This window comes from Heyndrickxia oleronia (assembly GCF_017809215.1).
GTDB lineage: Bacteria > Bacillota > Bacilli > Bacillales > Bacillaceae_C > Heyndrickxia > Heyndrickxia oleronia.
Window position 1 is genome coordinate 1,905,586 of sequence record NZ_CP065424.1, and the last position, 24,161, is coordinate 1,929,746.

The 24,161-nt window shown below is 34.4% G+C and carries 24 protein-coding genes and 1 riboswitch; of the genes, 18 read left to right on the forward strand and 6 right to left on the reverse strand.

The window, feature by feature from the left end; translation table 11 throughout:
• Positions 1-20: 20 nt before the first annotated feature.
• Complete coding sequence (locus I5818_RS09540; protein WP_078111259.1) at positions 21-827, reverse strand: YqhG family protein; 807 nt, start codon at positions 825-827, stop codon at positions 21-23.
• The gene (locus I5818_RS09545; RefSeq protein ID WP_058002193.1) at positions 796-2,502 is read right to left on the reverse strand and encodes a DEAD/DEAH box helicase; all 1,707 of its coding nucleotides are present in this window, start codon (positions 2,500-2,502) and stop codon (positions 796-798) included. Before I5818_RS09545 ends, I5818_RS09540 begins: the two co-directional genes overlap by 32 nt.
• Before the next feature lie 284 nt (positions 2,503-2,786).
• Positions 2,787-2,881: riboswitch (glycine riboswitch) on the forward strand.
• A 224-nt stretch (positions 2,882-3,105) separates the two neighbouring features.
• On the opposite strand from I5818_RS09545, the gene gcvT reads away from it, so the two are divergent.
• Genes gcvT through gcvPB form a run of 3 tightly spaced genes read left to right on the forward strand, consistent with a single transcriptional unit; the run spans position 3,106 to position 7,028 of the window.
• Complete coding sequence (gene gcvT / locus I5818_RS09550) at positions 3,106-4,212, forward strand: glycine cleavage system aminomethyltransferase GcvT (protein ID WP_058002194.1); 1,107 nt, start codon at positions 3,106-3,108, stop codon at positions 4,210-4,212.
• Positions 4,213-4,228: 16 nt separating this feature from the next.
• Entirely contained in the window at positions 4,229-5,578 is a 1,350-nt protein-coding gene (gcvPA, locus tag I5818_RS09555; RefSeq protein WP_058002195.1) for an aminomethyl-transferring glycine dehydrogenase subunit GcvPA, read from the forward strand.
• Positions 5,571-7,028 (forward strand): aminomethyl-transferring glycine dehydrogenase subunit GcvPB, encoded by a 1,458-nt coding sequence (gcvPB, locus tag I5818_RS09560; RefSeq protein WP_058002196.1) that lies wholly within the window; start codon positions 5,571-5,573, stop codon positions 7,026-7,028. The genes gcvPA and gcvPB overlap by 8 nt, the downstream gene beginning before the upstream one ends.
• Before the next feature lie 128 nt (positions 7,029-7,156).
• Here the strand turns inward: gcvPB and I5818_RS09565 are convergent, their stop codons facing one another.
• Positions 7,157-7,537, reverse strand: a complete 381-nt coding sequence (locus I5818_RS09565) for a rhodanese-like domain-containing protein (RefSeq protein ID WP_071976167.1) — start codon at positions 7,535-7,537, stop codon at positions 7,157-7,159.
• 428 nt (positions 7,538-7,965) lie between these two features.
• Here I5818_RS09565 and I5818_RS09570 point away from each other — a divergent pair, with 428 nt between their 5' ends.
• The gene (locus tag I5818_RS09570) at positions 7,966-10,527 is read left to right on the forward strand and encodes a vitamin B12-dependent ribonucleotide reductase (protein ID WP_078111258.1); all 2,562 of its coding nucleotides are present in this window, start codon (positions 7,966-7,968) and stop codon (positions 10,525-10,527) included.
• Between the two features lie 361 nt (positions 10,528-10,888).
• Here the strand turns inward: I5818_RS09570 and I5818_RS09575 are convergent, their stop codons facing one another.
• Complete coding sequence (locus I5818_RS09575) at positions 10,889-11,923, reverse strand: phosphotransferase enzyme family protein (RefSeq protein ID WP_235849832.1); 1,035 nt, start codon at positions 11,921-11,923, stop codon at positions 10,889-10,891.
• A 577-nt stretch (positions 11,924-12,500) separates the two neighbouring features.
• Here I5818_RS09575 and I5818_RS09580 point away from each other — a divergent pair.
• On the forward strand, positions 12,501-13,391 hold the full coding sequence (locus tag I5818_RS09580; protein WP_058002216.1) for a patatin-like phospholipase family protein: 891 nt from the start codon (positions 12,501-12,503) through the stop codon (positions 13,389-13,391).
• A 65-nt stretch (positions 13,392-13,456) separates the two neighbouring features.
• Here I5818_RS09580 and I5818_RS09585 read toward each other — a convergent pair whose 3' ends face one another.
• Together I5818_RS09585 and I5818_RS09590 are read right to left on the reverse strand one after the other, a co-directional pair.
• Positions 13,457-13,807: an SA1362 family protein gene (locus tag I5818_RS09585; protein ID WP_078111343.1), complete on the reverse strand. Its 351-nt coding sequence runs from the start codon at positions 13,805-13,807 to the stop codon at positions 13,457-13,459.
• A 225-nt stretch (positions 13,808-14,032) separates the two neighbouring features.
• Positions 14,033-14,929 (reverse strand): DUF1385 domain-containing protein, encoded by an 897-nt coding sequence (locus I5818_RS09590; protein ID WP_078111344.1) that lies wholly within the window; start codon positions 14,927-14,929, stop codon positions 14,033-14,035.
• Positions 14,930-15,169: 240 nt separating this feature from the next.
• Between I5818_RS09590 and I5818_RS09595 the strand changes: the two genes are divergently transcribed.
• The 13 genes from I5818_RS09595 (at position 15,170) to accB (ending at position 24,160) form a co-directional block, all read left to right on the forward strand.
• Positions 15,170-15,667, forward strand: a complete 498-nt coding sequence (locus I5818_RS09595; RefSeq protein WP_139358067.1) for a YqhR family membrane protein — start codon at positions 15,170-15,172, stop codon at positions 15,665-15,667.
• 88 nt (positions 15,668-15,755) lie between these two features.
• Positions 15,756-16,202, forward strand: a complete 447-nt coding sequence (aroQ, locus tag I5818_RS09600; protein WP_071976164.1) for a type II 3-dehydroquinate dehydratase — start codon at positions 15,756-15,758, stop codon at positions 16,200-16,202.
• A 2-nt stretch (positions 16,203-16,204) separates the two neighbouring features.
• Complete coding sequence (locus I5818_RS09605) at positions 16,205-17,266, forward strand: M24 family metallopeptidase (protein ID WP_078109398.1); 1,062 nt, start codon at positions 16,205-16,207, stop codon at positions 17,264-17,266.
• Between the two features lie 71 nt (positions 17,267-17,337).
• Positions 17,338-17,895, forward strand: coding sequence for an elongation factor P (efp, locus tag I5818_RS09610; RefSeq protein ID WP_058002220.1), 558 nt, complete (start codon positions 17,338-17,340; stop codon positions 17,893-17,895).
• Between the two features lie 380 nt (positions 17,896-18,275).
• Complete coding sequence (spoIIIAA, locus tag I5818_RS09615; protein ID WP_058002423.1) at positions 18,276-19,205, forward strand: stage III sporulation protein AA; 930 nt, start codon at positions 18,276-18,278, stop codon at positions 19,203-19,205.
• Positions 19,198-19,713 carry a stage III sporulation protein SpoIIIAB gene (gene spoIIIAB / locus I5818_RS09620; protein WP_078109397.1) on the forward strand — a complete coding sequence of 172 codons (516 nt, stop codon included), beginning with the start codon at positions 19,198-19,200 and terminating at the stop codon, positions 19,711-19,713. Before spoIIIAA ends, spoIIIAB begins: the two co-directional genes overlap by 8 nt.
• Before the next feature lie 18 nt (positions 19,714-19,731).
• Entirely contained in the window at positions 19,732-19,938 is a 207-nt protein-coding gene (gene spoIIIAC, locus I5818_RS09625) for a stage III sporulation protein AC (RefSeq protein WP_058002222.1), read from the forward strand.
• 19 nt (positions 19,939-19,957) lie between these two features.
• Positions 19,958-20,344, forward strand: coding sequence for a stage III sporulation protein AD (gene spoIIIAD, locus I5818_RS09630; protein WP_390883587.1), 387 nt, complete (start codon positions 19,958-19,960; stop codon positions 20,342-20,344).
• A gap of 25 nt (positions 20,345-20,369) precedes the next feature.
• A complete protein-coding gene (gene spoIIIAE, locus I5818_RS09635; protein ID WP_058002224.1) occupies positions 20,370-21,560 on the forward strand; it encodes a stage III sporulation protein AE in 1,191 nt (396 codons plus the stop codon).
• Between the two features lie 36 nt (positions 21,561-21,596).
• Positions 21,597-22,217 carry a stage III sporulation protein AF gene (spoIIIAF, locus tag I5818_RS09640; protein WP_058002225.1) on the forward strand — a complete coding sequence of 207 codons (621 nt, stop codon included), beginning with the start codon at positions 21,597-21,599 and terminating at the stop codon, positions 22,215-22,217.
• Positions 22,207-22,866 carry a stage III sporulation protein AG gene (gene spoIIIAG, locus I5818_RS09645; protein ID WP_058002226.1) on the forward strand — a complete coding sequence of 220 codons (660 nt, stop codon included), beginning with the start codon at positions 22,207-22,209 and terminating at the stop codon, positions 22,864-22,866. Before spoIIIAF ends, spoIIIAG begins: the two co-directional genes overlap by 11 nt.
• 13 nt (positions 22,867-22,879) lie before the next feature.
• A complete protein-coding gene (locus I5818_RS09650) occupies positions 22,880-23,419 on the forward strand; it encodes a SpoIIIAH-like family protein (protein ID WP_058002227.1) in 540 nt (179 codons plus the stop codon).
• Between the two features lie 252 nt (positions 23,420-23,671).
• Entirely contained in the window at positions 23,672-24,160 is a 489-nt protein-coding gene (gene accB, locus I5818_RS09655; protein ID WP_058002228.1) for an acetyl-CoA carboxylase biotin carboxyl carrier protein, read from the forward strand.
• Position 24,161: the final 1 nt, after the last annotated feature.

Below are 24,161 nucleotides of genomic sequence, written 5' to 3' on the forward strand. Positions count from 1 at the left end.
CTTAGGTGTTCCCTCACTTGTTAGTTCTCTTCATATATATGATTATCCATCAAATAAAACAGTCCACCATTGATAATTTCAATTGTAATGAAAGGTTCATATTGATGTTTTAATGCTTCTTTTTCTGTTAAATAAGCTTCCGGTTTTTCTTCGATGTCTTCATAAAAATGATCTAATAAAGATAAATCCTCATTCCAACGCTGTTTTGCTTCTTCTGCCCATGAATGATCTTCCTTCATAATTTCCTGTCTTAAAAAATTTTCAATTCTAGTTACACCACTTGTAGGCATAATAATTGGTGTTAAGGTAAAACTTAAATCTGGAATTTTAGGGGATAGCACTTTCTTTGTCAGTTTTTCATGAAATTGTTCGATGAGTATACCGTTAATAAGGTTTAAACCAAATGACCGGAAAACATCACGTTTCCGATCACATTGATAAGAAATTTTTATATTCATTCCTAGCCATGGATATAAAGGTGTTTGTTGCTTGGGCATAGTTTGAGAGATTTCATATAATCGAATATATTTTGCAAAATTCTTCGTCGATTGAAAAATTTGATGAAGACGAGGAGAACCAAAATGAATGACCTCGCCTTTGATTTGATCAGGAGCTTTTTCTTGATCAGTAATCAGAGTTAATTTCATTGGGTTAGGGATTCCACCTGTTTTCTCTAAATAATGCCAGTAAAAAGGACGATTCATTAATTCTTTATCAAGTTCCTTTGTTAACTGAACGGTTAAGTAACCAGCTTCACTTTCAATAATCTCACACTCGTTTGCTTCAAAATATTGACTAAGATATTGATGAATTTCCTGCTGCTGCACCGAAATTACCTCCTTCTTTTTCTTTTATACTTTCGGCAAACTGTATCATTTCTGTTAAATTATCCATTTTAATTTTCATTTCTCCTTCAGTTCGTGAGTTCTGAAAGATGTCTTGCAAATGATTTTCTAATTTTCCAAACTCCAACCTTGTTAAAATGTCATCTAATTCTCCAATTACACGTTCAAATAAATTTATTTTTTCATAAAGAAGTTTAAGAATGTGATCTTCGACCGTATTTTTCGTAGCTAAATTATAAATATGAACATCTTCTTGTTGACCTAGACGATGTACACGTCCAATTCGTTGTTCTAATCTCATTGGATTCCAAGGTAAATCAAAATTTATCATATGATGGCAGAACTGTAGGTTAATTCCTTCCCCACCAGCCTCGGTTGCAATTAAAACCTGTGCATGTTTTTGGAATAATTCTCTCATCCAGTCCTTCTTCCCACGTTTAAATCCGCCGCGAAACGGAACAGAGCTAATTCCATGTTGCTTTAAAAACCATTGCAAATAAAGCTGTGTAGCTCGATATTCAGTGAAAATAATGACTTTATCATTTATATTTTTTATTAATTCTAAAGTTTTCTCAGCTTTTGAATTTTGTTTAACGGCTTCAATTTTTTTAAATAAAAGTGAAATCTGTTCTGTAAAAAGAGGCGATGGATTTTCGTATTTTTTCAACATGTTTTTTAATGTATAGTAGACAGATTCCCTGCTACTGCATGCTTCGCGTTGTAAAGTCATCATAGAAAAACCGCCTGGGCCATATGCTTGATCATTAGTTTTCAATAGTTGGATGGAATCATATAAATCTCTTTCCTCTTTAGAAAAATCAATTAAAATAGTTTTAACATGACGTTTAGTCCACTCAATCCCTGTATCTATTCTACGATTGCGGATCATTACTTTATTAACTAGTTCTTTTAAACGTTCTTCATCCTTTGTCGACCTTTCACCACTTTTATATTTTTCAAAAAAGTTCGTTTGACTACCAAGATGACCAGGTTTTAAAAGTGATACTAAATGAAAAATCTCATCAATACGATTTTGGATTGGAGTCGCTGTTAGCAAAAGACAGAACTTTTTTTTGAGATTTTGCACAAATTCATAGTTTTTTGTTTTATGATTTTTTAATTTATGTGCCTCATCAATAATGACTAAATCATAACTTTGCTCGTAAATTTTTTCCCGATGTGGAGATCGTTTTGCGGTATCGATGGAAGAAATCACGCAATCACATTGATCCCAAACATAGCTTTTTTTCTGAGCAACTGCTGGAATATAGAATTTTGTGTTCAATTCAAACGCCCATTGAGAGACTAAAGAGGCGGGAACAAGGATCAACACTTTTTTTACAAGACGCCGGATCATGAGTTCTTTTAAAATTAATCCGGCTTCAATTGTTTTTCCTAATCCAACCTCATCTGCCAAAATGGCTTTGCCATTCATATTTTCAACAACTTGTTTTGCAACTTCTAGCTGGTGTGGCAAAGGTTTTAAGTTTGCTAAGTGTTTTGTGCATTGTAATCCTTCAAACTCAGGTATAATTTGTTGTTTTTCCATCTGGATTGCTAAATCATATAATTGCCAATTTCCCCAGGGACCATCCTTTACGAATCGATCTGCTAAACCCTTACTCCATGAGTGATCAAAATTTATTTTTATTGACATAAAACCACCTCATCATTCAGTCCGATATAGATATACATGAATAATAGACGAATAAAAAAATAATTTATAAAAGAAATGTTCGTATTTTAGTGTTATAAATAAAATGTATGCCTTTTCTTGCAAGAATTCTTTTGTAAAAGGTGTATTTTTTGTTCGAAAATGCTAGAAAAATGATTGCTGAAAATAATGAATAATGATAGGATGGATATAGCTTGAAAAGGATTTAAAAATGAATAAAAAGCTTATTTTAGTAGTATATCCATTTTTCAATTAAATATAGGCGAATGATTACAGGGGGAGAGATCGCTTAAGTGCGACGCCGAAGGAGCAAATAATAAATAATTATGAATCTCTCAGGCAAAAAGACTCTTGTATGACGCAACTCTGGAGAGTGCTTTCTATTTAGGAGCCACCAAAGGGGAAATCCTTTTCATATGTTTCAAAGCAATCGTATCGGAACAAATGTGAAGGTAAACTTTCAGGTGCCAGGACAGAGACTAATTTAAAAATTGGTTTTCTCTGTCCTTTTTTATGTCTAAATCTTTGAAATTAATTGAAAGTGGAAGAATGCCAAATTTAATTATATTGATAGGGGGATCATCAATGTCAGAATTAAAGAGAACACCATTATATGATGTATATAAAGAATATGGTGGCAAAACAATTGATTTTGGTGGATGGGAATTGCCAGTACAATTTTCAAGTATTAAAGAAGAACATGAAGCAGTTCGTACGAAAGCTGGTTTATTTGATGTATCCCATATGGGTGAAATAACGGTTAAAGGAAAAGACAGTACAGCATTTTTACAAAAAGTCATGACAAATGATATTTCAAAGATTGCCATTCATGGTGCACAGTATAATGCCATGTGCAATGCAAATGGTGGTACTGTTGATGATCTATTAGTTTATAAGTATTCAGATGAACATTACCTACTTGTAGTGAATGCCAGCAATATTGAAAAAGATTTTAACTGGCTAAAGGAACATGTGGAAGGTGATGTCGCTTTAGAAAATATTTCTTCAAGCATTGGTCAAATTGCTATTCAAGGTCCCCTTGCAGAAACGATTCTACAATCGATTGTGAATGACATGAATTTGGCCGATATTAAATTTTTTAAATTTAATCCTGAAGTGAGTATTAAAGGGATAACAGCATTAGTTTCTCGTACAGGGTATACGGGTGAAGATGGCTTTGAAATTTATTGTCGTGCAGAGGATACCATTTCATTATGGAAGGAACTATTAGCTGCCGGAAAGGAAGAAGGGCTACTTCCTTGTGGCTTAGGAGCTAGGGACACTCTTCGTTTTGAAGCAACCTTGCCATTATATGGTCAAGAATTAACTGCGGAAATCAGTCCCCTTGAAGCTGGGATTGGATTTGCTGTGAAAACGACTAAGAACGCTGACTTTATTGGAAAGTCCGTATTAAAAGAACAAAAGGAAAAAGGTTTAACTAGAAAAATCATAGGAATTGAAATGATTGATCGTGGAATTCCACGTCATGGATATAAAATCTTCTCAGGAGCCGAAGAAATTGGCTGGGTAACAACAGGAACACAGTCCCCTACATTGAAGAAAAATATTGGTTTAGGTCTTGTTGATATTCAATTTACAGAACTAGATCAAGAGATCGATATTGAAATTCGTAATAAACGTTTAAAAGCAAAAGTAATACAAACACCATTTTATAAACGACCTAAAAAATAGGATGGGAGAGAGATATATGACAAAGCATCGTTATCTACCGATGACAGAGCAGGATAAGAAAGAAATGCTTCAAACAATAGGGGTTGACTCTGTTGATGAGTTATTCAGTGATATACCAGAAAAAGTCCGTTTTAATGGATTATATAACATAAAAGAAGCAAAATCTGAAAGCTCCTTACTTAAAGAATTAAGTCAAATGGCAGCAAAAAATATGGATGTAAAGCAAAATATTTCATTTTTAGGTGCTGGTGTTTATGATCACTATATACCAACGATTGTTGATCATGTCATAAGTAGATCTGAATTTTATACGGCGTATACGCCATATCAACCGGAAATTTCTCAAGGTGAATTACAAGCAATATTTGAATTTCAGACCATGATATGTGAATTAACAGGTATGGATGTAGCAAATTCATCTATGTATGATGGAGGAACAGCGTTAGCCGAAGCAGCAATGCTCAGCTGTGGCCAAACACGTAGAAAAAAAGTCCTTATTTCTGAAACTGTTCACCCGGAATCACGTGAAGTCTTAAAAACATATGCAAAAGGTCAGTATATTGATGTGGTTGAAATTCCACATGAAAATGGTGTGACAGATATAAAGGCATTAGAAAGAGAAATTAATGAAGATGTAGCAGCAGTGATTTTACAATACCCTAACTTCTTTGGAAGAATTGAACCATTAAAAGAATTCGAGCCTATAGTCCATCAACACAAAGGTTTATTTATTGTTTCGAGTAACCCTCTAGCATTGGGTGCTATTACCCCTCCAGGAAAGTTTGGTGCAGATATTGTCGTCGGCGATGCGCAAGTGTTTGGCATTCCACAAAGCTTTGGAGGTCCACATTGTGGGTACTTTGCAGTTACTAATAAATTAATGAGAAAGGTGCCAGGACGATTAGTTGGAGAAACAGTTGATGAAAATGGGAAAAGAGGCTATGTATTAACTCTTCAAGCCCGTGAACAGCATATTCGCCGAGATAAAGCAACATCTAATATATGCTCTAACCAAGCATTGAACGCATTAGCAGCTTCAGTAGCCATGACAGCCCTTGGAAGAAAAGGTGTGAAAGAAATGGCGGTTCAAAATATCCAAAAAGCCTGTTATGCGAAAAAAGCATTTTCTCAAAATGGTTTTGAACTTGTATTGGATGGACCAAGCTTTAATGAGTTTGTCGTGAAATTAAATAAGCCTGTTAAAGAAGTAAATAAACAATTACTTGCAAAAGGAATTATTGGTGGGTATGACTTAAGCAAAGATTATCCGAAAATGGTTAATCATATGTTGATTGCTGTTACTGAGTTACGTACAAAAGAGGAAATTGATCAATTTATTAAAGAATTGAGGGATAGCCATGAATAAGGTGGATCAACCATTAATTTTTGAACTCACAAAACCTGGCCGAATCGGTTATAGTCTTCCTGAACTTGATGTTCCTAATATTGACATTAGTGAATATTTTTCAGCTGAATATATTCGTGATGAGGAGCCCAATCTACCAGAAGTATCTGAATTAGATATTATGCGTCATTATACTGCTTTATCAAAGAAAAATCATGGTGTAGATTCTGGATTCTATCCTCTCGGTTCATGTACGATGAAATATAACCCTAAAATAAATGAATCTGTTGCTCGTTTTCCAGGATTTGCTCATATTCATCCACTCCAAGATGAAGACACAGTTCAAGGTGCATTAGAATTAATGTATGATCTTCAAGAGCATCTTATTGAAATAACTGGTATGGATGAAGTCACTTTACAGCCTGCAGCTGGAGCGCACGGGGAATGGACGGGATTAATGATGATCCGTGCTTATCATGAAGCAAATGGTGATGTAAATCGAACGAAAGTGATTGTACCAGATTCTGCTCATGGAACCAATCCGGCATCAGCTACAGTAGCAGGTCTTGAAACGATTACTGTAAAGTCTAATGAGAATGGATTAGTAGATTTAGAGGATTTACGAAAATTAGTTGGTCCTGATACAGCTGCATTAATGTTAACCAACCCAAATACTCTTGGGTTATTTGAGGAAAATATTTTAGAGATGGCTGAAATTGTTCATGGTGCTGGTGGAAAATTATACTATGATGGGGCAAATTTAAATGCTGTCCTTTCGAAAGCACGTCCTGGCGACATGGGATTTGATGTTGTTCATTTAAATTTGCATAAAACCTTCACTGGACCACATGGTGGTGGTGGACCAGGTTCAGGTCCGGTAGGTGTGAAAAAGGATTTAATTCCATTCCTACCTAAACCAGTATTGGTTAAGGAAGGCGATCGATATACATTTGAATATAATCGTCCACAATCAATCGGTCGTGTAAAGCCATACTATGGAAATTTTGGCATTAATGTTCGAGCATATACATATATTCGAACAATGGGACCTGATGGACTAAAAGCAGTAACAGAAAATGCAGTAATCAATGCCAATTATATGATGAGAAGATTAGCAGAATACTATGATCTTCCGTATGATCGTCACTGTAAGCATGAATTTGTTCTTAGTGGGAAGCGCCAAAAGAAATTGGGGGTACGTACATTAGATATTGCCAAGCGTCTTTTAGATTTTGGTTACCATCCACCAACTATTTACTTCCCATTAAATGTTGAGGAATGTATGATGATTGAGCCTACAGAGACAGAATCGAAGGAAACCTTGGATGCTTTTATTGATGCAATGATTCAGATTGCGAAAGAAACAGAAGAAAATCCTGAGATTGTGCAAGAAGCTCCACATACTACAGTCGTAAAACGTTTAGATGAAACCTTAGCTGCCCGTAAACCAGTTTTAAGATATGTAAAATAATATAAAATAAAGGCTTTTTTCTATAACTTTGCTGCCTGTAGTTGGGTTTTTACAAAAGTAACAAACTATACGAAAATAGCCAAAATAAAAGACCTCTTTTTTAATGAAGAGGTCTTTTTACTTATAAGTTATTTAGATTTTATTTTTCCAGTCCATTTTTTAAATCCGCCTTGTAATTGATAGAGCTCACGATAGCCTTTTTTATAAAGCATTTGGGCAGCTCGTCCACTACGCATTCCGCTTTGGCAATATAAATAAACAGGCTTATCTGGACGGATTTCTTTCATTCTCATTTTTAATTGGGAAAGAGGGATATTTCTTGAACCTAGTATATGTCCTCCATCAAACTCATTTGCTTCCCGTACATCAATTAATTGCGCTTTCCTATAACCTGCTTTGAACTCTTCTTCACTTAAAGTTTTTACCGCTTTCTTTTGGGAAAAATAATTAAAAAGAGTGTATGCAACTAAGGCTATGATTACAATAATAAGAAAATATAAACTTCCCACTAGTCTTTCTCCTTTCTACGAGGTAACACTATCTTCTATTATATTCATCAATAGACTTGGAATCAAAACTTTTTCATATAAAAATTTTTTATTTTCATTTATTATGTGTTCAGAGTAGACATCATCGGGGTTTGTACAGGGATAATATTATGCAACCAGTAAAATTGATTGAAAATGTTCCTTTTTAATACTAAAACACATTTTTTCTCCTTTTTTCTACTTATTTTATTTGTTTCATGATTTGACAAAAAAGAACAATGTTAAACACTTGCGCAATATATAGTATTTGTGGTAGTGGTTCAGATACTATATATTGTATTTTGTTGTTGATTTTCAATGGTTGGTTATGGTAACTTTATTAAGGAGAAAACAACGAGAATAAAAACTTGTAGGAGTAAAATGATAGAAAGATAGAGGGAGTTGTCTATATGTCTGTTGCGTTAACAAGTGAATTGAAAATTAACGAGGAAAAATTAAATAAAGCGATTAAATTGTTTCCTCAAGTACATCCAGTGACCCCTGATATGCGCATTACCCATAAAGGTGTTTCACGTTTAGTAATGATTGATCGTTATTCATTTAAAGATACGGAAAAGATCACATTAGCAGAGGGAGACTTCGTTGTCCTGACGATTAAAGAAGATCCAAAATTTCCTGCACGTGGTTTAGGGTTTATCAAACATATTAATTGGGAACAGAAAACTGCTGATGTACAAGTGGACGAAGAATATCGCAGTGCTTTAGATGATCCGAAAGAAATGGAATCTGGATTAATAACAAGACCATTAGATATTATCGAAAAACCATTAGAAGTGTTTTATGAGCAAATTGCTAAAAGGAACGCAACAGGCTTAGCTTCAGTAGAAAAAACAGAAGAAAAACGTCAAGAGTGGTTTGAAAAGTTTTATCAAGAGCTAGTAAACTTAAATTTTGTACCTGCTGGACGGGTTTTGTATGGTGCAGGGGCAGATACTGAAGTTACTTATTTTAATTGTTATGTTATGCCTTTTGTTCCTGATTCTCGAGAAGGTATATCTGAACACCGTAAGCAAGTTATGGAGATTATGAGTCGTGGTGGCGGTGTGGGAACAAACGGATCGACTTTACGCCCAAGAAACACATTAGCAAAAGGGGTCAATGGTAAATCCTCAGGTTCAGTTTCATGGCTTGATGATATTGCTAAGCTCACTCATCTTGTAGAACAAGGTGGATCAAGAAGAGGCGCTCAAATGATTATGTTGTCCTCATGGCATCCTGATATTGTTGAGTTTATCATTTCAAAGATGCAGAACCCGAGAATCCTACGATTTTTAATAGAAAACACAAAGGATGAATCGATTAAAAAACATGCGAAGGACAAGCTGAAATTCACCCCTTTAACAGAGCAAGAAAAGGCGATGTATCAAGGGATTATTAATTATAAGACAATCCCTGGATTAGGTGGTTTTAGCGAAAGCATCATTAAAGAAGCGGAAGATAAATTACGTGAAGGCGGAACATACACGGTCCATAATCCGGAATTTTTAACTGGTGCGAATATATCCGTTTGCTTAACGAAAGACTTTATGGATGCAGTTGAAAATAATGAGGATTATGCTTTACGCTTCCCGGATGTTGAAAATTATAGTGCCGAAGAAATGGAACTCTACAATACGAAATGGCAAGAAATCGGCGATGTTCGCGAATGGGAAAAGCTTGGTCATAAAGTGAGAACCTATCGCAAAATTAAAGCAGAGGAACTTTGGAACTTAATCAATATATGTGCTACTTACTCAGCTGAACCAGGGATCTTCTTTATCGATAATGCGAATGACATGACAAATGCCAAAAGTTATGGACAAAAAGTAGTAGCGACAAATCCATGTGGTGAGCAGCCACTTGCTCCCTATTCTGTCTGTAATTTAGCAGCTGTCAACTTAGCTGAGATGGCGAACAAAGAAACAAAGACAGTTAATTTTGATAAATTAAAGCGTACCGTTGAAATAGGTGTACGCCTTCAAGACAACGTGATTAATGCAACACCTTATTTTCTTGAACAAAATAAAAAACAAGCATTAGGTGAACGTCGTGTAGGACTTGGTGTTATGGGCTTAGCAGACTTATTGATCTATTGTGAAAAGGAATATGGTTCAGAAGCAGGGAATCAACTAGTAGATCAAGTAATGGAGACGATTGCAACGACTGCTTACCGTGCATCAATTGAGCTAGCAAAGGAAAAAGGTAGTTTCCCATTTTTACAAGGAGAAACTACTGAAGAAACGAATCAATTACGTGAAGCATTTATTCATACAGGATTCATGAAGAAAATGCCTGAAGATATTCGACAATCGATCTTAAAACATGGAATTAGGAATTCCCATTTATTAACTGTCGCACCTACTGGATCTACTGGTACTATGATTGGTTGTTCAACTGGCCTTGAACCTTATTTCTCATTTACGTATTATCGGAGTGGACGTCTTGGAAAATTTATTGAAGTAAAAGCAGAAATTGTTCAAGAATATTTAACAAAAAATTCAGATGTAAACCCTGAGCAATTACCTGAATGGTTTGTTACTGCGATGGAGTTAGCCCCAGAAGCACATGCTGATGTACAATGCATCATTCAGAGATGGATTGATAGTTCAATCTCAAAAACGGTTAATGCACCGCGTGGCTATGCCGTTGACCAGGTTCAGAAGGTGTATGAGCGTCTATATAAAGGTGGAGCCAAAGGTGGAACGGTATATGTAGATGGAAGCAGAGACTCCCAAGTATTAACATTAAAAGCTGAAGAAAATCAAGTAGATGATGGAATGACATTGGATCGCTCCAATGATAAACAAAACGTTGTGCTGGTAGATACAATTCAAGACTTAAGATCAACAAGTGTAACGATTGGTTCTGAAATTGGCAATACATGTCCGGTATGTCGTAAAGGAACAGTCAAGGAAATCGGTGGTTGTAATACATGTGATAATTGTAATGCACAATTAAAATGTGGATTATAAGTAAGTTGAAAGAGATGAAATGTAGCTTTGAAATAAAAGTCACGAAGCTATTGCCTTAAAAATCATTTCTCTAGGGCTTGTGTTATTAAGCAAAATCAGACAAAAGATTGTGATTCAATTTACTTAAAGTAACGGAGCTGGTTAGCTGAATAAGAGGTTAAAAGCAATGAGAAGAAAAAGTAAACTCATTTTAAGTCAATTAAACTGATTGAAAACAATGTTTTTGTCACATATTGGTTAGAAATTCATTATGTTTTCAAGCGAGCTATAGGAATGTGTGTTTAGCTCGCTTGAATGCTTACTTAATGGAATTTCATAGTAAATATTAAATTGGTGCTTGGATCAACGTTAAAAACAATATCTATACGTTCCCTTCTTCCAATTCAAATGGGGCATCACAAGAATATATATCACTGAAAAATCCCATGTAAGGAATGTCGTCCTCTAAGCATTTTACAAGATACATAAACGCCTCGTCACACATTGGATCGTTTTCATTATTTTTCATTACCTCAAACGTGTCTACGATATTTTCCATAATAGCTGTGTTAATAAATAATGGTAATTTATTTAGCATATGATCAGCAATTTCGGTTTCGGACCTATATCCGTCAAGAGCTATATTAAAGTAATCATCCATAAACTTTCTCCGTTTTATAGGATCAGGCTCGAATTGAATCCATCCAACCCCATTTATCCAGAGCGAAGCAAGGTCAAACATATAAAAGCTAAAGCAAGAATTATCAAAATCATACACCGTAATTTGCCCATTATCAAAGTCTATCGAATAATTTCCGTCATTGTAATCAAAATGAATCATACCGAAATTATCTCTATTTCTGCTGAGGTTCTTCAGTGTTTTAATTAGCTCTTTCAGTTTTGTTTTGAGTAAAGTGAGGGTATCGGGTATCAATTCATCGATGTAGTGTTCATTAAATTTGTCAAAGAAATTATATCTACTATGAATAGGAGTATAATTTTTTGATAATTGATGTAGTTTCCCAAGAGTTTTTCCGCAATTATAATAATATTCAGTTATTTCTGTGCCCTCTCGATATATATAATTGTTTTCAACAAGCATTTTTCCTTTAGCTTTTTCAAATAAGCTAACGAAAAACATTTGGTCGTTATAGGAAATTTCCTCTAGAATATTTCCGTTTAAAGAACTGATTACATTTGAAACACTGCCTCCATGATTAAATAGGTATTTTATATATTCTAATTCACTAAGATAATCCTCTAGGTGCCTGTCGTTTAAGTAAGAAATCCTAAGTATTTTTGATTTTGATCCTTCTCTTTCACAAATATAAACTATATTTCGCCCTCCCTCGTGTGGGGAAATCAGTCCAATTCGATATTCTTCCAATCCATATAATTTTGAAATGGTTGAAAGCAAAAATTCATCACAGATATTAATAACTTCACTCCGAGTCATATTTTCCTCCTTGTTTTTAGGAGGGTTAAAGTATAGTCCCCCTCCTATTTGTTTTAAGATTAACCGATACTGTATTTTTCATAAAATCATCCTTTATTAAAATTAATAGTATATAAGTTTACCTTATATGGAACAATTATGTCACACTACCTACAGTACTACCACACTAATTTTTTGCCTCCTTTATAAGTTTTCATCATGTTAAAATACAAAGATATTCTTTCAAGTTCAAAAAATAGGTAATATTTTGTACAAGAGTACTTGTATCTAATGTTTGTTAAGGAATTTCTCTCACCCCAAAATTTGATTGGAATGAATAAAGGGAGCGTAGTTGTTTAATGAATGAGTCGATTAGTTCAAATGTTTTTTTTAATGGTGTATTTGTAGAGGTTAGTAATAAGCTTAAATCACATTTTTTAATTAATCTTTTTTAAAAGCAGCATGAGAAATTACTCTCATCTCTTTTTTTATGTTCTAATTTAAACCTCTTCATCTTACAAATATAAAAAGAGAAATGACACCAAAGGGGATGCAGAACATGGAAATAGATGGAGTGTTTTCTGGAGGTGGGATAAAGGGTCTGGCTTTAATTGGGGCATATGAGGCAATTGAATCAAAAGGTTTCACCTTTAAACGACTTGCAGGAACAAGTGCAGGATCAATAATCGCAGGATTAGTAGCAGCGGGTTACTCAAGTCAAGAACTGAAGGATTTACTTGATCATCTGGATTTTAAAAAATTATTAGATTCACGTAATTCATGGCTGCCTATTCCGAAGCAAATTGCAAAATGGATATTACTTTATTGGAGATTAGGTTTATATAAAGGTAAAGTGTTAGAAAATTTATTAACCGAACTACTAGCTGCTAAAGGAGTATACACATTTGCAGATCTGCCAAAGGATTCGTTGAAAGTGATTGCTTCAGATTTAAGCAACGGTAGGTTGCTTGTATTGCCGGATGATTTGGTGCAATATGGTGTTCCGATTGACAGTTTTCCAGTTGCCAGGGCTATCAGGATGAGTTGTAGTATCCCGTATTTTTTTGAACCTGTGAAGCTACGCAGTTTAGAGGGGATAAGTGTGTTGGTTGATGGGGGGGTCTTAAGTAATTTTCCAATGTGGATTTTTGTAAATAAAGATACACAGAAGGTCCGTCCAGTCTTGGGTTTGACACTTAGTTCGAAATTAATGGACCAACCGAAACACAATATAAAAAATGGTGTTCAATTATTTGAAGCTCTATTTGAAACAATGAAAGAAGCCCATGATGCTAGGTATATTTCGAGAAAACATGAAAAAGATATTGTGTTTATTTCTGCTGAAAATTTTATGTCAACTGATTTCCAACTTACAAAGGAAAAAAAAGACGCCCTTATTGAGCTAGGGCGTTCAAAAACATTAAAATTTTTAAAAACATGGTCATATTAATGAAAGAATAACTAGCTGACTATACTGAAGCTATTACTTCATTTCCAACGTCGCTAGCTCATTGCTTAATAAATGGCGCGATTTTTCTTTTTTCCCTTTTTTCCTTCTATTACTGTTAAATTAGCTTGAGATTTCTTACGGATTGGCTTCTTAAGAGCCTGTGAGTGAGTACTTGTAGTTGCATGACGATTTTTAAGTCGTTTTTTAGATCTTCGTGCTGCTTTTAAAAACTCTCTTTTATCCTTTGCATTCGGTCGCTTACTAGACCAAATCCGATAAATAAAATAGCAGGCGCAAATAAGAATAGCTGCAATTAATACTTGCTTTAATAATGCCCCTGGCTGTTGTATTAATGATGATCCAAGCCCGATAATAGCCAATAGACAAACTAAACCAATAAGCCAATTTCTTACCATCAGAAAAGACACCTCCAATAGAAACATCAGATCTAGCTTCAGCGCCTAGCCTTTTAATCATCCGTTATTGAAGACTGACCGAGACGCTTTGCACTTTTCCTATGCATTTTGTCCGCAATTTCATCCTTTTATACCAATTTTTCACATTATCTGTTTCGGTAAACTTAGAAAGTGTCAATTGAATAAGAAATATTATCATTGATAGGTAAAGAGTATTGATATTTATTACATTTCTAAGTTCGGCATATCAACTTTCATAGGTACTTTTTCTTCCTCGAATTTTAGCAATTCATTAAACGAAGCAATAGCTACTTCTACTTGGTCATCAGCAGGCTCTTTAGTCGTAAGTAGTTGAAGCCAAAGTCCAGGGTAACCCAAATAACGTAATACAGGAATATCTCTTAGTTTATTTGTCAATTGAAGTACTTCAAATGATATTCCAAGAACAATCGGTAACAGTGCGATACGATCAACTAGTCGCAACCATAGTGGATCTGTCGGTACGAGCATATAAACAAAAACTCCTACGATAACGGTAAATAATATAAAACTACTTCCACATCGATAATGAAGTCTTGATTGGGATTGAACATTTTCAACTGTCAGCTCTAAATGATTTTCATAGGCATTGATTACTTTATGTTCTGCACCGTGATATTGAAATACTCGTTTAATCATTGGTGTCAATGAGACAAAATAAATATAAATTAATAATAGAAGAAGCTTTATTAACCCTTCAATTAGTACTTGTGCAACATCACTAGGAAAAATCGATTTCATAAATGATGCTAAAATGGCTGGCACAAGAGTGAAAACAAATTTTCCAAAAATAAAGGAAAGAACTCCGAGTGTAGCGACTCCTAATATCATAGTAGTTTTCGAAACTTTCTCTTCAGAAATTTCTTCATCTTTCTCAGGGTCTACATCATAACGTTCACTGGAGAAATTTAAATGTTGCGACCCGTTTGCACTTGCCTCGATTAAAGCGATAATCCCTCTTAAAAAAGGGACTTTTTTTAATTTCTGTAATACTGAATTTGACTTTCTAGGTAAATAAAAATAATCAATTGAACGATCTTTTCTTCTAATTGCTGTAACAGTGTGGTGCTTTCCGCCAAACATTACACCTTCAACAACTGCCTGACCACCATAAGCAGGTCTATTTTGACTTTCCACTAATTATTCACCAACCATTTCCTCGCTATTTGTCTCGACTAATTTTCTATGAATGAGTTTCTAACTTATTGAACTAATCAGAAATAGCAAACATATTAACTTTATTTTACTAAAAAAATAAAATTACGACTAGTTTAATTAACGGTGGATATTCTAAGGGTAAGTATTATATTCGGAGGTGTTCATATGTCACATATGGAAGAAAAACATTCAAACCATCGTGTCTCATTTATTTCAATGGCATTAGTCACTGGATTTATTGGTGGGATTCTTTGGAGCTTATTGGCTTATTTATGTTATTATTTTAACTTTACAAAGATAGAACCGAATATTCTATTAGAACCTTTTACAGTAGGAAATTGGAGAGGTAGCTGGATTGGGATCATTATAACGATTATCATGTATGGCATTATATCCATTGGTGTTGCTTTAGTTTATTATCTTGTTTTAAAAAAATTTAAATCTATGTGGGTAGGGATTGTATATGGTTTGATCCTTTATCTCGTCGTTTTTTTTATTCTTAATCCCATTTTTCCTAGTATGAAACCATTTTTCAAAAATGATCATAATACCCTGATTACTTCTGCTTGTATTTATGCATTATACGGATTGTTTGTCGGATATTCAATTTCATATGAACATAATGAATTTAAATATTTTAGAGAAAGAAAATTGAATGAGTGATTTCACTATTCGTAGCGAAAAAAGTTATGATAAAATATTCAATAGAATATTCATAAGAATGTTTCAAATTTTTTAAAAGGTGTTTTGAATGATGAAAATCTTATTATTAAACGGCCCTAATCTAAATTTATTAGGTCAAAGAGAACCAAATATTTATGGCAAAAACAGCCTAGAAGAGTTACAGAAACGCTTTGCTAAACTAGAAGAAGAGTATAATGTAAAGGTTGATTTTTTTCAATCAAATCACGAAGGGGTTTTAATTGATCAGTTACATGAGGCTAGTATGACAAAATATAATGGAATCATTTTTAACCCAGGTGCATTTACTCATTATAGCTATGCCATTCGGGATGCTATAGCTGCAATCGATGTACCCGTCATTGAAGTACATATTTCGAATGTCCATACAAGGGAAGCATTTAGAAGAGAATCAGTCATTTCACCGGTTTCAGTGGGGCAAATTGTTGGGTTCGGACTTTACGGTTATGAACTAGCATTAAAAGCAATGATTGAATACATATTAAGGGGAGAGTAACTATGCAAAAACTAGAGAATTTACGAAAGCAATTCACGAAAGCAGGTATCGATGGATTACTAATTACGAGTCCATACAATCGCAGATACCTTTCTAATTTTACTGGAACAGCAGGTGTTGTACTTATTTCAGGTGATGCTGCTCAATTTATTACGGACTTTCGTTATGTAGAACAAGCCACAAAACAAGCAGAAGGCTATGATGTCATTCAACATAAAGGGTTAATTCATGATGAAATTGCGAAGCAAGTCGAAGCACTGGGAATAAAAAAACTAGGATTTGAACAAGATTATGTGAATTATTCTGCTTATATGCTGTATGACAAAACATTTAATGCGGAATTAGTTCCAGTTTCAGGTTTAGTTGAAAATTTACGCTTGATTAAGACGGATGCAGAGATTAAGATATTAAAGGAAGCAGCCGACATTGCAGATGCTGCATTTAAACATATATTAGAGTATATTAAGCCTGGAGTTACAGAGTTGGAAGTATCCAATGAACTTGAATTTTTTATGAGAAAAGCAGGTGCTACCTCTTCATCTTTTGATACCATTGTTGCTTCTGGTACAAGATCTGCTCTTCCTCACGGAGTAGCTTCTGATAAAGTGATCGAAAAGGGTGACTTTGTTACTTTAGATTATGGTGCCTTACATAAAGGATATGTATCAGATATTACTCGTACAATTGCTGTAGGAAATCCATCAGATAAACTAAAAGAGATTTATGATATTGTTCTTGAATCACAATTGCTGGCTGTGGAAAAAATTAAACCAGGTATGACAGGTATAGAAGCGGATGCCATAGCAAGAGACTATATTGCTGAAAAAGGCTACGGTGAATACTTTGGTCATACTCTTGGCCATGGAATAGGGCTTGAAGTCCATGAAGGTCCAGCACTTTCCTTTAGATCAGAACTTGCTCTTCAACCAGGAATGGTTGTTACTGTAGAGCCAGGAATTTATTTACCTGGTGTTGGTGGTGTTCGTATTGAAGATGACACTTTAATTACGGAAAATTCGAATGAAACTTTAACTCATTCAACAAAAGACTTAATAATTCTTTAATATGATTTTGTAACTGGATGCACATAAAAGAATATCTTTATGTTGCTGAACAATTAGGAGGAAAAAACAAGATGATTTCTGTTAACGATTTTCGAACTGGTCTAACAATAGAAGTGGATGGAGGAATATGGAGAGTCATGGACTTCCAACACGTAAAACCTGGTAAAGGTGCTGCTTTTGTTCGTTCAAAGCTTCGTAATCTTCGAACTGGCGCAATTCAAGAAAAAACATTTCGTGCTGGAGAAAAAGTAGGCAAAGCACAAATTGATAACCGTAGAATGCAATATCTATATGCAAATGGGGATCAACATGTATTTATGGATAATGAATCCTATGAACAAATTGAATTAAGTGCTGCAGCGATCGATTATGAATTAAAGTTCTTAAAAGAAAATATGGAAGTACAAATTATGATGTACCAAGGTGAAACACTAGGTATTGAGCTTCCTAACACAGTTGAACTTACAGTAACTGAAACAGAACCTGGTATTAAAGGTGATACGGCTTCAGGTGGTTCTAAACCAGCTACAGTTGAAACAGGATTAATCGTGCAAGTTCCTTTCTTTGTAAATGAAGGCGACAAATTAATTATCAATACAACTGACGGTTCATATGTATCACGTGCTTAATCGCTAACTAAAGCGCAGGCAGACTTTCTCTTCCCATTAAGAAGAGAAAGTCTGCTTTTTTGTTTTCGAAAGTGAAACTCTCAATTTTTTTCCTTCATAAAGTAAATTTCCATTTTTATTATAATGAAGTTTGTTCGATGACTTGACTCCTTTGCAGTTATATACGATTACTAGGAGAAGAACAGATCGGTAGAAAACACTACTTTTACCATTTTGATATTTTTTAAAGAGAATGCCGTAAGTGTTAACCACTTATGGCATCCTCTTTTTTTATATTATTAGTCATACTCTAATTTGTTGCGAATACATTTAATATCAGAAGGCATGTACAACGATATTTTTATAATAGGATTTTTATTCAAAATAAGGAGGAGTTGAAAATAGAAAACATACTAACATTCTTGCCGAAGAATATCTCAGTAAAAATAAAAGAATTACCAACTCCTGTTTTAGATTGGACGGAGGAAATAAGAATACGAATTAATCGACCAATAGAAATAATGTCTAAAGGTGAGCCCTATTTTATTCCCTATATCGTTACAGAAGAAGATGCTGAGCAGATCATAAATAAATTGGCGAATTTTTCTTTCTATACATTGGAAGAAGAATTAAAAAAAGGTTATATCACGATTCCCGGTGGGCATCGTGTCGGTCTTGCTGGAAAGGTAATTCTTGAGAATGGATTAGTAAAAGCCATTAGAAATTTAGCTTCTTTTAATTTTCGGATCGCAAGGGAAAAAATTGGAGTGGCAAATCCTTATATTCCTGTGCTTTATCGGAATCGCTGGCGCCATACGATGATTATTGGTGCCCCACAGTCGGGAAAAACCACCCTCTTACGCGATATTGCAAGAATTATCTCAACCGGAGATACGAAAAGAAAGATTCCCCCCTTAAAAGTTGGAATAGTGGATGAGCGATCTGAAATTGCAGGTTGTGTTCATGGAATCCCACAATTAGAATTTGGGCCAAGAGTTGATATTCTTGATGCATGTCCAAAAGCAGAAGGTATGATGATGCTTATTCGTTCGATGAGTCCAGATGTTTTGATTGTGGATGAGATAGGAAGTAAAAAAGACAGTGAAGCAATTATGGAAGCTGCAAATGCAGGTATTACATTGATTATGACTACACATGGGAAATCATATGAAGAAATAAAAAAACGACCAAACTTAACTGAAATATTACGTTCCCGGGTTTTTGAAAATTATATTGAATTGACGAGAAGAAAAGGACCAGGAACAATTGATAAAATTTGTGATGAAAATGGTAAAGAACGGATATATAAAGTTGGTGTATCGAGTGGTTAGAGTAATCGGAGCAATCTTTATTATTTTTTCTACTACATGGGCTGGGTTCGAATTATCCAAGCGCTTAAGTGAAAGAACAAGGCAATTACGTATGTTTCGTACAGCATTACAATCATTAGAAGCTGAAATTATGTATGGACATACTCCACTTCATGAAGCAGCAAGGAGACTATCTACTCAAATGCCTAAGCCAATTGCAACATGTTTTGAACAATTTTCTTTACGGCTGACAACGATGGAAACAACAGTTAAATGTGCCTGGGAGGAGAGCTTACAAGAGATTTGGAAATTGACTTCATTAAAAAGAAGTGAATATGAAATTCTTGTCCAATTCGGTGAAACTTTAGGAAAACATGATCGAATGACTGAACAAAAACAAATTATCCTAACTTTAACACATCTAGAACGCGAGGAAGAAGATGCACGTGACAAACAGCAGCGCTATGAAAAAATGATGAAAAGCTTAGGCTTTTTATCGGGATTATTAGTGGTTATTTTGCTTTTGTAGTTGACAGGAGGGAAAGATGTGGGAATAGATGTAGATGTGATTTTTAAAATAGCTGGTGTTGGTATTATCGTCGCATTCCTGCACACTATTTTAGATCAAGTAGGCAAAAAGGAATATGCTCAATGGGTCACTCTCTTTGGATTTTTATACATTTTATTTCTAGTGGCTTCCATTGTCGATGATTTATTTCAAAAAATAAAATCAGTATTTTTATTTCAAGGCTAGGGAGGGAATAAGGATTGAAATCTTAAAAATTGTTGGGATTGCCTTAATCACAACTTTCCTCGCTTTAATTATAAAAGAGCAAAAACCTAATTTTGCATTTTTATTAGTGCTATTTGTTGGATGTGCAATATTCATTTATTTAGTGGATCAAGTATATGCCATTATTCGGATGGTTGAAACCATTGCAACGAATGCGAATGTGAACACAATTTATGTAAAAACAATTTTGAAAATTATTGGAATCGCCTATATAGCTGAATTCGCTTCACATATTTCAAAGGATGCTGGACAAGGAGCTATGGCAGCAAAAGTTGAACTAGCAGGCAAAATACTAATATTAGCAATGGCTATTCCGATTTTAACCGTATTAATAGAAACCGTCCTTAATTTGGTTCCCAATGGATAGTACAAGCTTGTGAGGTGAATACGTTTTGCGGCAATGGATCTTGATAATAATGGCCATCCTATTTACTACTCTTTTTGGACAGAGCAACATATATGCAGCCTCAAATAGCGAGACAAATCCATCACTGCAAGAAGAATTAGTTGAAAAACAAATGAATGACTTAGGTATTGATGAATTGAAGCAATATTGGGATAACGTCATCCAGGAATATGGAGGTTATTTACCGGATAGTCAGAAAGGTAGCTTAATTGATTTTATAAAAGGGGATAAAGAATTTTCCCTCAACCAATGGTTTAAGGGGATTCTTAAGTTTACTTTTCACGAACTCATTGCAAATGGAAAATTATTAGGTTCCTTAATAATTTTAACGATCTTTAGTATGTTTCTACAATCCCTACACCAAGCATTTGAACAGGGAACTATTAGTAAAGTCGCTTACGCAATCGTTTTTATCGTTCTTACAATATTAGCACTTAATAGTTTTCATGTAGCTATTGAATATGCAAAAAATGCTATAAGCATGATGACTAATTTTATACTAGCGATTATTCCTCTTCTGCTCGCACTGATTTCAACTTCAGGTGGAATAACTTCAGCAGCTTTTTTTCATCCAGTTATATTATTTCTTATGAATACTAGTGGAGTACTCGTTCAATATATTGTATTACCTTTACTACTATTATCAACCATCCTTAGTATTGTTAGTACTTTATCTGATCAGTATAAGGCAACACAGCTTGCACAGCTATTACGGAATGGAAGTATTGGCTTATTAGGGATATTTATGACGATCTTTTTAGGAGTGATTTCTGTACAAGGAACAGCTACAGCTGTAACAGATGGAATAACAATTCGAACTGCAAAATTTGTTACAGGTAATTTTGTTCCTGTAATCGGGAGAATGTTTACTGATGCTGCCGATACGGTAATAAGTGCCTCCGTATTATTAAAAAACACCCTGGGAATTGCAGGGGTAGCAATTGTTCTAATCATTGCTGCTTTTCCGGCTATTAAAATTTTAGCACTTGCGTTTATGTTCAAATTCACCGCTGCAATTATTCAGCCAATTGGAAACGGTCCAGTCATTAAATGTTTAGATACAATTAGTAAAAATATGGTTTATGTATTTGCAGCTTTGGCAATTGTTGCTCTCATGTTTTTTTTAAGTATCACTATTATTATTGTAGCTGGGAATATAACGATGATGATGCGGTAAATTGAAAAATTGTGTTAGGCAAGGGGAAGAGGTTACATGAGTTTTCTTACAGAATGGATCATGAATATTGTAGTTTTCATTTTATTAGCGATGATAGTGGACATGCTCCTACCGAATTCTAATATGAAGAAATATACAAAAATGGTAACAGGTCTTTTGTTAATTGCCATCATCATTACCCCACTTATCAAAGTATTTTCAAAGGACTTTGATCAAATCTTAACCTCCTTTTCTTCTGAAAGAGCAGTTGATAATAAAAAACTAGAAAATTTAATAGAATCGAAAAAAAAAGAAATACAAGCTGTACAAGATGAATATACATTAGAACAAGTGGCTGTCCAAATGAAAAATGATGTCAAGGAGGAGTTGATGAATCAATATGGTAAGCAAATACAAAACATTAATCTCGAGGAAAGTGGACATAAAAATGATGGTAAAAATCCTATAGATAAGGTGATTGTATATTTGGAAGAAGCCAAAGAAAATTCAATTGCTGCAATAGAACCTATTGAGATTCAAGCAGATCAACCCAAGAATGACAAACATTTAAAAGAGATGGAGAGCATTAAGGAAACCTTAGCAGATCAATGGAATGTAACAAAAGACCAGATTGAACTTCACTATGAAGGGAGGGTTCGCAATCTGAATGAACAATAATAAAGGTCCTATTGATTGGTTAAAAGAAAAATTATTTCAAAGCAAAGAGAATGACTCTAATAAAAAAAATAAGAAATATCAATACCTCCTTATTCTACTAGTCTGTGGAATAGCAATAATGCTAATCAGTGACATCTGGAAAACAGGGAATAAGGAATCCTCTTCGACCACTTCTGTATATAGTGCAAGTGACGATCAAAAGGATGTAGAAACATTTGGTTCTGGGAATAAGGATCAAAATAAGAAGATGAAAGATTATGAAATGCAATATGAAACAGAGCTTAAAGATGTTTTAGAGCAAATGTCCGGAGTGGGTAAGGTTAGAGTCATCGTCAATCTTGCAGCAACGGAAAGTAAAGTTTACGAAAAAAACACCGTGATTCAAAATCAAACAACAACAGAAACTGACCAAAATGGTGGAGAACGGCAGATTGAGGATCTTTCCAAAGATGAAAAACTTGTCATCATTAGAGATGGTGACAAGGAAATACCATTGATTACTGAAACAAAGAAACCTGAAATTAGAGGGGTTCTAGTCGTAGCAGACGGAGCCAAAAATATATCAGTAAAAAGTATGATTATAGAAGCGGTATCCAGGGCTTTAGATGTTCCAACACATAAAGTGTCTGTTCAACCTAAAAAAAATTAAGGGGGATATATCCATGTTATTGAAAAAACAAACTGTATGGTTATTAACAATGTTAAGTTTAGTCGTCGTACTTTCCGTCTATTATGTTACTTCAGATCCAAAACAATCAGATATGGCCGCGGTCGAGCAGAAAGATGGAAAGGATGCAACGAAGGAAAAAGAAACTACTAAGAAAGAACAAAACATGAATGTTGTGACAGAACAAAGTGATGAAGTGTTCGAACAAATTCGTATAGATCGTCAGGATGATCGTAGCAAAGCAAAGGATGATTTAACAAAAACGTTAGCGTCAACTGATTTATCAGCTGAAGAAAGAAGTAAAGCACAGGATGAAATGAAGAAATTAAATGAACTAGCAACAACTGAAAAGGTTTTAGAACAATTAATAAAATCTAAAGGCTATGAAGATGTTTTAGTAAGAGCAGATGGGACTGAAATGAAAATTACAGTTAAAGCAAAAGAACATAATACAAAAGCAGCCAATCAAATTTTAAGATTAGTACAGGAAGAAATGGGCAACATGCAAAAAGTAGCTGTAGATTTTCAACCGTAAATAGTCATGTTTAGGGTGATCCGGAGTGAATTGGATCACCTTTTATTATTCGTAAAATTAGATTGGTTCTATTAGGTTATTGAATTTTTACTAAGTCTTATCGTATGATATTAGTAGTAAGTCTTAAATCATTCTGCTAGAGTTAGTTATCTATTCATAATGAAGTTTGACAGCAGATATGTAATAGCAGGATAATAATTATTAATGATGTACATATTGATGGTTTATCCAAAAAACTGAAGAGGTGTTATTATTATGAAAATACAAGAAGTTCGTGAACTAATTAAGCTTATTGATCAATCAAGCATTAATGAGTTTAAATTGGAAGGTGAAGGATATTCAATTAAAATGAAGAAAAATTCAGACGTGACGGTTGTTGAAGCTCCTATTGCCCAAAATCCAGTGATGCAACCAGTAGCGCCTGCTCCAGCTGCGCCACAAGTGAAAAATGAGCCAGTTCAAGAGATAGTAGAACAACCTGTTAAAAAACAAGATGAGAACTTGCATAAAATTGTTTCTCCAATGGTTGGGACATTTTATCAATCCCCATCACCAGACGCTGACGTGTATGTGAAGGTTGGATCAACGGTTCAGAGTAATACAGTTGTTTGTATTGTCGAAGCGATGAAATTATTTAATGAAATTGAAGCTGAAGTTGACGGAGAAATTGTTGAAATCTTAGTTAAAGATGGCCAGCTTGTTGAATATGGACAACCTTTATTCTTGGTGAAGACTAAGTAAG